The 14,307-nt window shown below is 72.3% G+C and carries 11 protein-coding genes; 6 read left to right on the top strand and 5 right to left on the bottom strand.

Features of this window, described 5'->3' with window-relative positions:
• Positions 1-26 precede the first annotated feature (26 nt).
• The 4 genes from J8M50_RS38500 to J8M50_RS38485 form a co-directional block, all read right to left on the bottom strand.
• A complete protein-coding gene (locus J8M50_RS38500; protein WP_010355102.1) occupies positions 27-752 on the bottom strand; it encodes a class I SAM-dependent methyltransferase in 726 nt (241 codons plus the stop codon).
• Between the two features lie 100 nt (positions 753-852).
• Entirely contained in the window at positions 853-3,285 is a 2,433-nt protein-coding gene (locus tag J8M50_RS38495; protein WP_010355100.1) for an ATP-binding SpoIIE family protein phosphatase, read from the bottom strand.
• Between the two features lie 205 nt (positions 3,286-3,490).
• Positions 3,491-5,869 (bottom strand): MFS transporter, encoded by a 2,379-nt coding sequence (locus J8M50_RS38490; RefSeq protein ID WP_010355099.1) that lies wholly within the window; start codon positions 5,867-5,869, stop codon positions 3,491-3,493.
• Between the two features lie 169 nt (positions 5,870-6,038).
• The gene (locus J8M50_RS38485; protein WP_010355098.1) at positions 6,039-6,482 is read right to left on the bottom strand and encodes an SRPBCC family protein; all 444 of its coding nucleotides are present in this window, start codon (positions 6,480-6,482) and stop codon (positions 6,039-6,041) included.
• A gap of 156 nt (positions 6,483-6,638) precedes the next feature.
• Here J8M50_RS38485 and J8M50_RS38480 point away from each other — a divergent pair, with 156 nt between their 5' ends.
• The 4 genes from J8M50_RS38480 to J8M50_RS38465 all read left to right on the top strand — a co-directional run bounded on the left by J8M50_RS38480 (position 6,639) and on the right by J8M50_RS38465 (position 10,385).
• Entirely contained in the window at positions 6,639-7,685 is a 1,047-nt protein-coding gene (locus J8M50_RS38480; RefSeq protein ID WP_010355097.1) for an Rv2578c family radical SAM protein, read from the top strand.
• Between the two features lie 134 nt (positions 7,686-7,819).
• The gene (locus J8M50_RS38475; protein ID WP_010355096.1) at positions 7,820-9,382 is read left to right on the top strand and encodes an alpha/beta hydrolase; all 1,563 of its coding nucleotides are present in this window, start codon (positions 7,820-7,822) and stop codon (positions 9,380-9,382) included.
• Between the two features lie 62 nt (positions 9,383-9,444).
• Positions 9,445-9,843, top strand: coding sequence for a RidA family protein (locus J8M50_RS38470; protein ID WP_010355095.1), 399 nt, complete (start codon positions 9,445-9,447; stop codon positions 9,841-9,843).
• A complete protein-coding gene (locus J8M50_RS38465; RefSeq protein WP_010355094.1) occupies positions 9,840-10,385 on the top strand; it encodes a GNAT family N-acetyltransferase in 546 nt (181 codons plus the stop codon). The genes J8M50_RS38470 and J8M50_RS38465 overlap by 4 nt, the downstream gene beginning before the upstream one ends.
• A gap of 35 nt (positions 10,386-10,420) precedes the next feature.
• Here J8M50_RS38465 and J8M50_RS38460 read toward each other — a convergent pair whose 3' ends face one another.
• Entirely contained in the window at positions 10,421-10,996 is a 576-nt protein-coding gene (locus J8M50_RS38460; RefSeq protein ID WP_029184048.1) for an adenylosuccinate lyase, read from the bottom strand.
• Positions 10,997-11,358: 362 nt separating this feature from the next.
• Between J8M50_RS38460 and J8M50_RS38455 the strand changes: the two genes are divergently transcribed.
• Positions 11,359-13,164, top strand: a complete 1,806-nt coding sequence (locus J8M50_RS38455) for a 3-hydroxyacyl-CoA dehydrogenase family protein (protein WP_010355092.1) — start codon at positions 11,359-11,361, stop codon at positions 13,162-13,164.
• Between the two features lie 103 nt (positions 13,165-13,267).
• The gene (locus J8M50_RS38450; RefSeq protein ID WP_040836930.1) at positions 13,268-14,086 is read left to right on the top strand and encodes a TetR family transcriptional regulator; all 819 of its coding nucleotides are present in this window, start codon (positions 13,268-13,270) and stop codon (positions 14,084-14,086) included.
• The last annotated feature ends 221 nt before the right edge of the window (positions 14,087-14,307 follow it).

The following is a 14,307-nucleotide window of genomic DNA, read 5'->3' as shown; positions in this document are numbered from 1 at the left end:
CCCGGGTGTGATCCACACCACACGGGTCAGGCCGGGCGTCCCGCCACGACCCACTGCGACGGCAGCACGATCAGCGCGCCGTCGGGTGTGCGCTCGGTGGTGGTGAGCGGTGCCGTCCCCAGGTCCAGCACGGCGAGTCCGGCCGACGCCAGGTGGTCCGGTACGGCCGCGTCGGGGACCGCCCCCGGTGCGATGCCGTGCCGGAAGATCGGCGCGAGCTTGGCGGGAGGCCCCTCGGGGCGGCGTGCGAGGCCCCCCAGGATCGCGCCGGCGCCCTCGGAGGGCTCGACCAGGAAGGCGCGGCCCCGGGCGCCCACGAGGGCCGCCACGGCGTCCATGAGCGGCTGCCGGTCGTCGGGACCGCACTGGTGCAGCACGCCCCGGACGTAGACGTTCGCGTCCCCCAGCTCGGCGTGGAGGCTCTCGGCGGCCCCTTCCTCCACCGCGTCGAGGAACCGGTACGCCGCCAGCCCTCCGGGGTCGGCGCGGCGCGCCTGGTCGAGGGCGGCCTCGGCGAGGTCGACGCCGAGCACCCGCGCGAAGCGGGTCGCGAGGAACCGCGTCTGGGTGCCGTTCCCGCACCCCAGGTCGATCAGGGGCAGGCCGGGATCGAGGAGGTGGGGGGTGAACAGCGGGAGGTGGGAGGCGACGGCGACCTCGGGTTCCGCGTCCCAGAACACCTCCCCGGCGCCTTCCGGCGCTTCCCTCCAGAACCCTTCCCACGACTCCCGGTACCGCTGTGTCACGCTCATGACCTCTCCCCAGGGTGCGACGCCGACCCGCCGTGAACCGACAGCCGGGTACGGTCTACCGCTCCCCGCGCGCGCCCACAAGAACGCGGCCAGAGCCTCGCTACCTCCGGGGCAGCGTCAGCTCGAACCACACGCTCTTCCCGGCCCCCGACCGGCTGGCCCCCCACTCGCGCGCCAGCGTGCTCACCACCCGCAGCCCCCGCCCCGCCACGTCCAGCGGACCGGCGCCCAGCAGGGTCGGCAGCTCATGCCCCTCGTCGTCCACTTCGCACAGCAGCGTCTCCCCGCGCACGAGCCGTACGACGACACCCCGCCCCGGCGCGTGCAGCACCGCGTTGGTGACCAGCTCGCCGACCATCAGGACGGCGTTGTCGACGAGCCGCGCGAGCCCCCACTCGTGCAGCTGCTCCCCGATCGCCGCGCGGGCGCGCCGGACCTCGGCGGGCGCGGGGGCGAAGCGCCACTCGGCGACGTCGTCGGGCTCGATGCCGTTGAGGCGGGCCATGAGGAGCGCGACGTCGTCCTTGCGCCCCCCGCGCGGGTTGAGCGCCCGGATGATCGTGTCGCAGGCGTCGTCCATGGACGCGGCGGGGTGCGCGGCGGACTCGCACAGCGTCTCCAGCCCGACACCGATGTCCTCGCCCCGGATCTCGACGAGCCCGTCGGTGCACATGACGAGCCGGTCGCCGGGCTCCACGCGCAGCCGGACGGCCTCGAAGGGCACCCCGCCGACGCCGACGGGCGCGCCGGTGGGCAGGTCGAGGAGTTCGCTGGTGCCGTCGGCGCGCACCAGCACGGGCGGGATGTGGCCGGCGTTGGCGATGTTCAGCTCGCCGGCGATGGGGTCGTACACCGCGTACAGGCAGGTCGCGAGGTAGTCGCCGCCGAGCCGCTGCGCGAGGTCGTCGAAGTTGCGCAGCAGTTGCGCGGGCGGCAGGTCGAGCCCGGCCATGGTCTGGATCGCGGTCCGCAACTGGCCCATCTTCGCGGCGGAGTTGAGCCCGTGCCCCATGACGTCGCCGACGACGAACGCGGTCCGCGCGCCGGGCAGCTTGACCGCGTCGAACCAGTCGCCGCCGATGCGTCCCATCTGGGTGCCCGGCAGGTAGCGGGTGGCGATGTCGCAGCCGGCCATGCGCGCGGGGATGTGCGGCAGCATGCTGTCCTGGAGGGTCTCGGCGACGGCCTCCTGGAACGTGTACATGCGCGCGTTGTCGAGCACGAGCCCCGCGCGGGCGGCGAGTTCGGCGCCGGTGACGCGGTCCATGTCGTTGAACTCGGTGCGCTCGGGGTGCCGCAGCAGGATCATGAACCCGAGGACGACGTTGCGCGCCTTGAGCGGCACGACGAGCATGGACCGGCCGGTGATGAGGGGCCGGATGTCGCGCTTGTCGAACTGCGAGGCGATCGCGTGCCCCATCCGCTCGTCGATGCGCGGCACGAGCACGGGTTCGCCGGTGGTCATGCACTGGAAGAACGGCGTGTGCGCGGGGAACGGCATCGCCTCGCCGACGGGGACGACGTCGTCCCAGCGCCCGGGCTCGTCGGTGTGTTCGAGGGCGACGCGGTGCCACATCGTGCGCGTGTCGGGCACCCCGTCGTCGAACTCCTCGCCGGCGACGACCTGTTCGCGCAGATAGGTCCCGGCGACGTCGGTGAAGCGCGGTACGACGGCCCGGCTGACCTCGACGATCGTGCGCGCGAGGTCCAGCGACGTACCGATCTTCCCGCTGACCTCGTTGAGGAACTCCAGGCGCTCGCGTACGGCGACGTACTCCAGGTCCTCGCCGTCGTCGTCGGCGAGTTCGGCCGGCACCGGCAGGCCCTGCGCGAGCACGCGGGCGGCGCGTTCACGGCGGACCATGCGCTCGGCGCGCCGGGAGACGCCCCAGTCGGGGGTGACGGGGACCTTCTCGTTCTGGCTGAACTCCAGGATGGGGTAGCCGAGTTCGAGGATCTGGGCGACGATGCGGGCGCCCTCGCCGACGCTCATGCTGGGCAGGATCTCGGGGAGCCGGCGCGCGAGGTCGTCGGCGCCGGGGAACTCGGTGTGGCGGGCGAACGCCGGGGAGATCCGCTCGACGCTGACGGCGTCGCCGTCAGCGTCGTCGGGGGCCTCTTCGCGCAGTCCGGCCGCGTCGGCGGCGAGCACCAGGAGCCGTTCGGCGCCGGAGCCGTACAGCGGGTACGCCCACCACAGCACGTCCGCGCGGGCGTCGTCGGGGCGGCTGATCCAGGCCCGCCCGGAGGACGGGTAACCGAGTCCCGTGTCGAGGGGCGTGCCGTGGCCGTCGTACTCGGCGAGGAGGTCGTACGGGGCGGGCTCGGGGGTGTCATCGGGGTCGGGGAGGGCGCCGGCGACGGGCAGCAGGTCGAGCGCGGGCTGTCCGACCGCCTCCTCCTTGACGACGCCGAAGAGCTTGCGCGCGCCGGTGCTCCAGTGGGAGACGAGGCCGGCGTCGTCGACCACGACGACGGCCAGCGGGACGCGTCCCGGGCCGGGATGTGTGTCCCGCTCGGTGCCACGGTCCATGGCCCAGGCCCTCTCTCCCCAGAGCTTCACAAGATCTGTCCCGCTGCCACCACGGTACGGGGGCGGTAGGCCGGGATGTGCGGCAATGCTGGAATTGGTGCGACCGGGGCGCCGCCGGGCGCACGGGGCGCTCGACGGAGCATTCGCGCGCCGTGCGGCGGCCCGTTCCCGGTCACGGTGATCCATGCGCGCCCCCTGAGCCTCTTCAGTCCTCGTACCCGAGCTGGAGGTCCCGTTCCGTACGGCCGCCGCCGGCGACCTGGAGGACGGTGGCGACCGGCGGGTATCCGGCGGCGATGACGGTGTACTCGCCGGAGGACAGGTCGACGAAGCGGAAGGCGCCGTCGGGGCCCGTGGTGAGGGTGTCGACGACGTTCCCGGCGGCGTCGAGGAGCGTCACGCGCGCGTCCTCGACGGGCCGTCCGCCGCCCGCGCGCACGGTGCCGCGCAGGACGGCGCCGCCCGCGAGCTCGATGTCCTGGCGGGTCTCGCGGGCCTGCTGGACGGTGACCGGCAGGGCGGCGGGCCGGAAGGCGGGGGCGCTCGCGGCGAGGGTGTACTCGCCGGCCACCAGCTCGGTCATGGTGTAGCCGCCCTCGCGCCCGCTGCGGGCGGCGGCGACGACCTCGCCGTGGACGTTGGTGAGGGTGACCGTGGCGTCCCGCACGGGGGCGCCGTCGGCGGTGACGACGGCCCCGGCGAGGCGTCCGGCGCCGCCGAGAACGATGTCGAGGTCGACGGGCCGCTCACCGACGGTGACGGAGACGGCCTGCGGCTGGTGCCCGCCCGCGGCGGCGATCAGCACATACGCGCCGGAGCCCGGGGTGGCCAGCGCGTAGCGTCCGTCGTCGCCGCTGGCGCCGCGCCCGATCTGCTGTCCGGTGATGTCGATGAGGGTGAGTGCCGCGCGCGGGACGACGGTTCCGTCGGGGTGCTGGACGGTTCCGCAGACGGCGATCCCGGCCGCGTACGTCGCGCGCGCCGACGGGAGGGCGAGGGGTTCGGTCTCCGTCTCGTTGTGGGACACGAGGGGTTTCTCCTTGAGGAAGAAGGCGAGGAACAGGCCGACGAGAAGGACCGGCACGAGGTACAGGAAGATCCTCGGCATGGCGTCGGCGTAGGCGCTGATATAGGCGTCGCGCAGGGCCGGGGGCAGCGCGTGGACGAGCTGCGGGGTGATCGACTCGGCGTCGGGCGGCGTCTGGCCCGCGTGCGCGGGGACGCGCTCGCGCAGGGCGTCGGCGAGGCGGTTCGCGAAGAGGGTGCCGAAGATCGCGGCGCCGACGCTGCCGCCGATCTGCCGGAAGTAGTTGTTGGCACTGGTGGCGGTGCCGAGGTCGGCGGGGCGCACGGAGTTCTGCACGGCGAGCACCAGCACGGGCATGGCCAGGCCGATGCCGGCGCCGAGGACGGCCATCCAGAGGCTGTAGTGCAGCCGGGGCGTGTCGGTCTCCAGGCGGGACAGCAGCCACATGCCGGCGGCGGACAGGGCGCCGCCGAGGAGGGGGTAGAGCTTATAGCGGCCGGTGCGGCTGATGAGCTGCCCGGAGACGACGGAGGCGACGACGATGCCCGCCATCATGGGCAGCATCAGCAGCCCGGACTCGGTGGCGGAGGCGCCGTCGACCATCTGCAGGAACGTCGGCAGATAGCTGGCCGCGCCGAACAGGGCGACGCCGATCACGAGGCCGATGAGCCCGGTGACGTTGAAGACGGAGTCCCTGAACAGCCGCAGCGGGATGAGGGGTTCGGCCGCGCGGTGCTCGGCGAGCAGGAAGAGCAGGCTCGCGGCGACGGCGCCCGCGCCGAGGCCGAGGATCGTGCGCGAGCCCCACGCGTACTCGGTGCCGCCCCAGCTGGTCAGCAGGACCAGGCAGGTGGAGGCGGCGGCGAGCAGCAGCGTGCCGAGGAAGTCGAAGCGGGGGCGGGCCTTGGGCCTGGGCAGTTTGAGGACGGCGGTGACGACGGCGAGGGTGACCAGTCCGAAGGGGACGTTGAAGTAGAAGCACCAGCGCCAGGAGAGGTGGTCGGTGAAGTAGCCGCCGAGCAGGGGGCCCGCGACGGAGGCCAGTCCGAAGGCGGCGCCGATGAGGCCCATGTACCGGCCGCGCTGCCGGGGCGGCACGATGTCCGCGATGATCGCCTGGACGCCGATCATCAGCCCGCCCGCGCCGACGCCCTGCACCGCGCGGAAGGCGATCAGCTGGTCCATCGTCTGCGCGCGCCCGGCGAGGGCGGAGCCGATGACGAAGACGACGATCGCGAATTGGAAGACGCCTTTGCGGCCGATGAGGTCGCCGAGCTTGCCGTAGACGGGCAGGCCGACGGTGGCGGTCAGCAGGTAGGCGGTGATCGCCCAGGACATCTTGTCGAGGCCGTGCAGCTCGCCGACGATCTTCGGCAGGGCGGTGGCGACGATCATCTGCTCCAGCGCCGCGAGGAGCAGCGCGAGCATGAGGCCGACGAAGACGAGCCGCACCCGGCGGGGGCTCAGCTCCTCGCCCTGCCGCGGGGGTGGGGGCGCGGCGGCCGGCGGGGCCGTCGCTGCCGCCGGCTCCTCCTGCACCAGGGTGATCCCGCCCACGTACCGCTCCCCTCGTCGCACTTGCCACACAATTCCCGCGTAAAGCGACAACTCCTGGCAAGCGCGACGAGTTACGGCGCCGACCGGGTTCGAGGGAACAACCACTCGAACCGGTGAACTCGATCAACGGCCGGGGCTCCGGCGGAACCTGTCCGCCGGTCCGGGCGTTCTACTTCTCCACCTCGGCGGCGAGGTTGGCGAGCAGCGCGTCGTAGATCCGGGCGAGGCCCTTGGGGGCGAAGGTCTTCTCGAAGAAGCCGCCGATGCCCCCGGCACCCTGCCAGGTCGTGGTGACGACGACGCGCGCCTTTCCCTCACCGGCGGGCGTGACGCGCCAGACGGTGACCATGGAGGAGTTGCGGTCCTTCTCGACCAGCTCGCCGTCGGTGGGCTCGGCGACCTCCAGAAGGCAGTCGCGCACGCGCTTCTTGGTCGCCTGGAGCTTCCAGTGGACGAGCGTGCCCTCGCCGTCGCCGCCTTCGCGCACCTCGAACTCGCTGAACTGTTCGGGCATCAGCTTCGCGCGAGGGCCGCCGTAGTCGGCGAGCGTGTCGAACACCGTCTCCGGGTCCGCCGCGACGACGCGCTCGGTGGTGGCCTCGACCTGCGCCATGAGTTCCTCCAGGGCCTGTTTCTCGGGATCGGGGCAAGCCAACCACCCCGCCGGGCAGCCACCCAAATCGGGGGTCCCAAAGCGAGCGGAAACGGCACGCGCACGATCATGGGAACAAGTGTTCTATTCTGTGGCCAGTGCTACCGAGGAGGCGTCATGCGCTGGCAGAACCTCACCCAGGAGCCCGGCGAGCACGGCCGGGCGGCCGACCCCGCCCTGTTCGGCGCGGACGCGGTGACCACCCGTACCTTCGACACGCCCGAGTTCCGCGGAATGACGTTCCACGAGGTCCGGGCCCGCTCGGTCCTGAACCGGGTGCCGGGCGCCTCGCGCATGCCGTTCGAATGGACGGTGAACCCCTACCGGGGGTGCACGCACGCGTGCGTGTACTGCTTCGCGCGCCGCACGCACAGCTATCTGGACCTCGACACGGGCATCGGCTTCGACACGCAGATCGTCGTCAAGGTGAACGCCCCCGAGGTGCTGCGCCGCGAACTCGCCTCCCCGCACTGGCAGGGGGAGCACATCGCGATGGGCACCAACGTCGACTGCTATCAACGTGCGGAGGGCCGCTATCAACTGATGCCGGGCATCCTGACCGCTCTGCGGGAGCGCGCGAACCCGTTCTCGATCCTCACCAAGGGGACGCTGATCCTGCGTGATCTCGACCTCCTGCGGCGGGCCGCCGAGGTGACCGACGTCGGCGTCTCCGTGTCGGTCGGCTTCCTCGACGAGGAACTGTGGCGCACGGTGGAGCCGGGCACCCCGGCTCCCCAGCGGCGCCTGGACGTCGTACGCGCACTGGCCGACGCCGGGCTCGGGTGCGGCGTCCTGATGGCTCCCGTGATCCCGTTCCTGAGCGATCACCCCGATCACCTGCGTGCCACTGTGCGCGCGATAGCCGCCGCCGGGGCAACGTCCGTGACGCCGCTGACGCTGCATCTGCGGCCCGGCGCGCGCGAGTGGTTCATGGCCTGGCTGGCGCACCACCACCCGCATCTGACGTCCCGTTACGACCGGCTGTACGCGGACGGTGCCTACGCCCCGACCTGGTACCAGCGCCGGATCACCCGTCAGGTCCACGAACTGGCGCGGGAGTACGGCATCGGCCCCACGCGCGGGGGGATGCCGCGCAGGGCACCCGCGCCCGCGCGGGAGGAGGAGCCGGAACCTCCGGGGCCGGTCCAGCTGAGCCTGCTCTGAACGGGCCCGGAGCCTGCGGGGAGAGATCCGTTCGGGTCAACTATCGGCGGAACAGGTTCCTTCGCCGCCGCTTCTCGGGACGATGCCGCCGGGGCCGTCGACCCACACGGTCCCGGCCGTTCCTGGGAGGCTCCATGAGAAAACGCGTAGCCGTACTGTGCGGTGCCGCCGCCGTCGTGGCCGCGACGCTCGCCGCCGCGCCCGTCGAGGCCGCTGACGCCTCGTACGCCGCGAAGCTCGCCTGGAAGAGCTGCGGTACGACCGACCACCCGACGCTCCAGTGCGCCTCCCTGAAGGTGCCGCTCGACCACGACAACCCGGGCGGGCAGCGGATCACCCTCGCGCTGACCCGCGTACCGCACACCGCGAAGACCTACCAGGGGCCCCTGCTGGTCAACCCCGGCGGTCCCGGTGGCAGCGGCCTGTCCCTCGCCGGGTTCGTCGCCTCGACGCTCCCGAAGAAGGTCGCCGCGCAGTACGACGTCATCGGCTTCGACCCGCGCGGGGTCGGCAAGTCCACGCCCACGCTGGACTGCAAGCCGGGGCACTTCGACCCCGTGCGCCCCGACTCGGTGCCCGTCACCGAGGCGATCGAGCGGGCCAACCTCGCGCGCGTGCAGTCGTTCGCGAAAGCCTGCGGCACGAAGTACGCGAAGCTCCTGCCGTACATCGACACCGTCAGCGCGGTGCGCGACATGGACGCGATCCGTACGGCCGTCGGCGCGCGCCAGATCAACTACTTCGGCTACTCGTACGGCACGTACCTGGGCGCCGTCTACGCGAAGCTCTACCCGCGGCACGTGCGCCGCCTGGTGCTCGACTCGATCGTCGACCCCTCGGGCGTCTGGTACGACGACAACCTCACCCAGGACGTCGCCTTCAACGACCGCCACCGCGCGCTGATGGCGTGGATCGCGAAGTACGACGCCACCTACCACCTCGGCACCGACCCCGAGAAGGTCGAGGCGAAGTGGTACGCCATGCGCGCGTCCCTCGCGAAGAAGCCGGCCGGCGGCAAGGTGGGCGCCTCCGAGCTGGAGGACACGTTTCTGCCGGGCGGGTACTTCAACGGCTACTGGCCCTACCTCGCCGAGGCGTTCGCCGCGTACGTGAACACCAAGAACGCCGATCCGCTGGTCGAGACGTACGAGAACTTCGGCGCGGTCGACGCGTCCGGGGACAACGGGTTCAGCGTCTACAGCTCGGTGCAGTGCCGGGACGCCGCCTGGCCGCGTGACTGGGAGCAGTGGCGGGCCGACAACTGGGCGACGTACGAGAAGGCGCCCTTCATGACCTGGAACAACGCCTGGTACAACGCGTCGTGCGCGTTCTGGCCGACGAAGTCGCTGCGGCCGGTGAACGTCGCCAACCACAAGCTGCCGCCGGTCCTGCTGTTCCAGGCGACCAACGACGCGGCGACCCCGTACGAGGGCGGCGCCCTCACGCACGCGCTGCTGCGCGGCTCCAGCCTCGTCGTCGAGGAGGGCGGCGGGAACCACGGGATCACGCTCAGCGGCAACGCGTGCCTCGACAAGCACCTCGCCGCGTACCTGACCGACGGCACGGTCCCGCGCGCCGACGGCCCGGTCGACGCGGTGTGCAAGACCCTGCCGGACCCCAAGCCGCTGACGAGCAAGGTCGCGGCACCGTCGGCGCACGGCACCGCGCTGCACGGGCTGCTGGGGTTCAGGGGCTGAGACAGGGTCCGTCGAACTGAAGGGCCGGGGGCGTTGTCAGACCCGTGATCCATGATGGGTGCATGAGCGATCTGACCCGCATCCCGGCCCCCGACGGCGTCGCCCCCGCCACGCAGTACAGCCACGTGGTCGCCGGCACCGGCCGCCTGGTCGCCGTCTCCGGCCAGGTCGCCCTTGACGAGGGGGGCGAGTTGGTCGGTGCAGGCGACCCCGGTGCCCAGGCCTGCCAGGTCTTCGAGAACCTCCGCCGCTGCCTCGCCTCGGCGGGCGCGACCTTCGGCGACGTCGTCAAACTCACCTACTTCGTCACGGACATGGCATACATGCCCGCGATCCGCGAAGCCCGCGCAGCCCACATCCCCGACGACCGGCTCCCCGCCGCCTCCGCCGTCCAGGTCTCCGCACTGGTCCGGCCCGAATTCCTCATGGAGATCGAGGCGTTGGCGGTGACCGCGCCATGACACCACCGCCGATCACGCCGACCCCGCTCCCGGTCCGCCCCATGGTCCTCGCCGACTGCCCCCGCGTCGCCGAGATCCGCGTGCGCGGCTGGCAGAGCGCCTACCGGGGTCTGGTCCCCCAGCCCTACCTCGACTCCCTCTCCGTCCCCGAGGACGCCGACCGCCGCCGCGCCCACTTCGCGAACGCCGGTGAGGACGTGGTCAACCTCGTCGCCGAGCGTGCCGGTGCGGTCGTCGGGTGGGTGTGTCACGGGCCGTACCGGGACGGTGAACTTCTTACGGGCGATGCGGAGTTGTACGCCCTGTACGTGGACGCGGCCTCCTTCGGTACCGGTGTCGGACACGTGCTCCTCCAGGAGACGCGCCGGCAGCTCGCCGCGCGGGGGTGCGAGCGGCTGTACCTGTGGGTCCTCAAGGGCAACCCCCGCGCACGCCGGTTCTACGAGCGCGCGGGGCTCGCTCCTGACGGCACGGAGGAACCGTTCGAGGTGGACGGGGTGGCGGTGCCGGAGGTGCGGTACGTGGGGGAGGTGGGCGGCTGATCACCTGCCAGGACGTCACACGCGCCGTACCCGTCTCACCGGCGCCGAACCGGAATCCTCCGCAGCGCCCGCGCCCCGGCCTCCGCCAGCGCCGGATGGGCCAGGGTCTCCTCCAGCACCGGCCGCGCGCGGGGATCGCGGAGCGCGCCGAGGCCCTCGATGCAGGCCAGCGCCACCCGGCGGTACGGGTCGTGGGGGGTGAGGCGGCGGCGGAGGGTCGTGATCAGGGCCGGGACCGACTCGGGAGCGGCGAGCGCGGCCAGCAGGCGGACCGGCTGGAGCGCGTACGCGACGCGCAGTTCGTTGGTCGCGAGGGCCGCCGCCGCGCGGGCCGTGCGGGGGTCGCCGAGGCGGGTCAGCGCGTGCGCGGCGGAGGCGCAGCGCGGGGGGTCGCGGTGGTTGAGGAGGAGAACGAGGGCCTCGAAGGCCCGCCGGTCCCCCGCGAGGCCGAGCCGGTACGCGGCCAACTCCCGTGCCCACAGCGGCCGTCCGGGCTCGGTGAGCACCGCGGCCAGCTCGTCCACACCGGCCGTCGCGAGCCGCTCGAAGGGCTCGCCCCCGCCCGACTCCCGCCGTAAGCGCTCCATGAGCGACCGCGACTCCTCGTCCATGATTCAGAGCGTAGGCGGGGTGCGACCAGGAGGGGAACGGGTTCGCGAAGTCCGCTGCTTCCAGGGGCTGGCGCGCTCGTTACTCGCGGGTTAAGCTCAGACGAGCGGGACACCCTCCCGCGTACCTCCCCATGGCGGCCTGGTGACGCAGCCACCGTGGGAAGCACGACCCGGCTCCGGGACAGGGCCGGTCGCATCTCTCCGCCGTACGAGCCGGACAAGCCGTACGCATCCGGCCGTACGTATCTGTATGGCGGGCGTGTGCGCTCGCAGCCCGGCATCACCCGCACTTCTCCGCGCCCCGCGCGCCCCTCGGCGTACCCGGCGCTCTCCCAGTCGTCACCTCTTCCTGGAGTCCCTCAATGGCCACTCCCCTGTCCCTCTCCTCCCAGCAGACCCTGCGGACTGTCGCCGTCGTCGGCCTCGGCACGATGGGCACCGGCATCGCCGAAGTCCTCGCCAAGGCCGGCCGCCGGGTGATCGGCATCGACATCAGCGCCGCGCAGGCGGCCCGCTGCGTCGCCGCCCTGGAGACCTCCACCGCCCGCGCGGTGGCCCGCGGCCGGCTCACCGAGCAACAGCGCGCGGACGCGCTCGCCCTGGTCCGTACGGGCACCGACCTGCGCGAGGCGGCCGACGCGGACCTGGTGATCGAGGTCGCGCCGGAGTCGTACGAGATCAAGCAGCAGATCTTCCGCGAGCTGGACGGCGTCGTGCGCCCCGACACGATCCTCGCGACCGGCACGAACGCCCTGTCCGTGACCCGGCTCGCGGCCGAGTCGGCGCGTCCGGAGCGCGTGCTGGGCCTGCACTTCTTCAACCCGGCGCCCGCGATGAAGCTCGTCGAGGTCGTCTCGTCGGTGCTGACCGCCCCGCAGGCCGTCGCGACGGTCACCGAACTGGCCGTCGAACTCGGCAAGGAGCCGGTGGCCGTCGGCGACCGCCCCGGCTTCGTCGCGGACGGCCTGCTGTTCGGCTACCTCAACCAGGCGGCGGCGATGTACGAGGCGCGCTACGCCTCCCGCGAGGACATCGACGCGGCGATGCGCCTGGGCTGCGGCCTCCCGATGGGCCCCCTCGCGCTCCTCGACCTGATCGGCGTCGACACCGCGCGCACCGTCCTGGACGCCCTGTACGCCGCCTCCCACGACCGCCTGCACGCCCCCGCGCCGATCCTGCGCCAGCTCAGCGCGGCCGGGCTCACGGGCCGCAAGGCGGGGCGCGGCTTCTACACGTACGAGGCTCCCGGCAGCGCGACCGTCGTCCCCGACGCCCTCACCCCGGTCCCCGGCGCCTCCGGCGTCCCCGGCCGCCCCGTCCGGTCCGTGGGCGTCGCCGGGTCCGGGACCATGGCGTCCGGCATCGCGGAGGTCTTCGCGAAGGCCGGGTACGACGTCGTCCTGGCCGCCCGCAGCGAGGAGAAGGCCCTCGCCGCGAAGGCCCGGATCGGGACGTCCCTCGCGCGGTCCGTCGACAAGGGGCGGCTCACCGCGGAATCCGCCGCGCTGACCCTGGGGCGGATCACGCCGGCCGGGTCGTACGAGGCATTCGCGGACGTCGATCTCGCCGTCGAGGCGGTCGCGGAGGATCTCGCGGTCAAGCAGCAGCTGTTCGCGACGCTGGACAAGGTGTGCCGGCCGGGGGCGGTGCTGGCGACCACGACGTCGTCGTTGCCGGTGATCGCGTGCGCGCGGGCGACGTCGCGGCCCCAAGACGTCGTCGGGATGCACTTCTTCAACCCTGCACCGGCGATGAAGCTGGTCGAGGTCGTCCGTACAGTGTTGACGGCGGACGATACTCGATCAACTGTTGACGAGGTCTGTGCATCGATCAAGAAGCATCCCGTCAACTGTGGAGACCGTGCGGGGTTCATCGTGAATGCCCTGCTGTTCCCGTATCTCAACAACGCGATCAAGATGGTGCAGGAACACTACGCATCCCTTGACGACATTGACGCGGCGATGCGGCTCGGCGGCGGCTACCCGATGGGCCCCTTCGAACTCCTCGACGTCGTCGGCCTGGACGTCTCCCTCGCCATCGAGAAGGTCCTGCACCGCGAGTTCCGCGATCCCGGCCTCGCGCCGGCGCCGCTCCTGGAGCACCTGGTCGCCGCGGGCTGCCTCGGCCGCAAGACGGGCCGCGGCTTCCGCGAACATGCCCGGCGCTGACCCCCTCCGAGGGCGGGCGGACTGGGGCGGACTGCTCGATTCCGCAGGCCGGGCGGACCCCGGACCTGCGCATCGGGCCGTACAGATGCAGTACGTTCGGGGCATGCCCCAGTCCGCCAAGTCCTCCCGTACCCCGTCCGACGCGCCGGAGAGTGCCGCAGGCAGCCGTGCCGCCGCTCAGCGGCTCAAGATGCGCCGAGAACTGGCGGCAGCCGCGATGGAGCTGTTCGCGACGAAGGGCTACGAGGCGACCACCGTCGACGAGATCGCGGCGACGGCCGGGGTCGCGCGCCGTACGTTCTTCCGCCACTTCCGCTCGAAGGAGGAGGCGATCTTCCCGGACCACGACGACACGCTGGTCCGCGCGGAGGCGGTGCTGAACGCCGCCCCGGCGCACGAGCACCCCCTCGACACCGTGTGCCGCGGCATCAAGGAGGTCATGAAGATGTACGCGGGGCGGCCGGAGATCTCGGTCGCCCGCTACAAGCTGACGCGCGAGGTGCCCACCCTGCGCGAGGCGGAGATCGCCTCGGTGGCCCGCTACGAGCGGCTGTTCACGCGCTATCTCCTGGGCCACTTCGACGAGCACGCGCACGACGACGACGCGAACGACGACCCGCTGCTCGCCGAGGTCGCCGCGTCGGCAGTGGTCACCGCGCACAACCACGTGCTGCGGCGCTGGCTGCGCGCGGGCGGGCAGGGCGACGTGGAGGCGCAGCTGGACCACGCGTTCGCGATCGTGCGCCGTACGTTCGGCACCGGGATCGGCCTCGGGCGCGCGACGACACCCCCCTCCCCCGCCGTACCGGCGCCCTCGGCGGCGCTCGCCGCGCAGGGCGAGGTCCTGGTGACGGTGGCCCGGACGGACGCGCCGCTGGACAAGGTCATGCGGGCGATCGAGCAGGCGCTCAAGGAACGCTGACCCTCAGCGCTCTGTGACGACGGCCACCCCCACGGGTGGCCGTTTTGGCATGTCAGGGCACGTTTTCCCACACTTCCGGACCCCCACTTGATCGATCATCGCTCACTTGTCAAGTAAAGATTTCATCTGAGCGCATTTCATGGCACCCAGTGCCTTGCCGAGTGACACGGGGTGCCATACCGTGAAGTTGTCCGGGTGGCCGGAGGACGGCGAACAGCCGT

Source organism: Streptomyces acidiscabies (assembly GCF_020010905.1).
GTDB lineage: Bacteria > Actinomycetota > Actinomycetes > Streptomycetales > Streptomycetaceae > Streptomyces > Streptomyces acidiscabies.
Note: the sequence above shows the minus strand (reverse complement) of the source record. Positions and strands in the feature narration are given on the sequence as shown.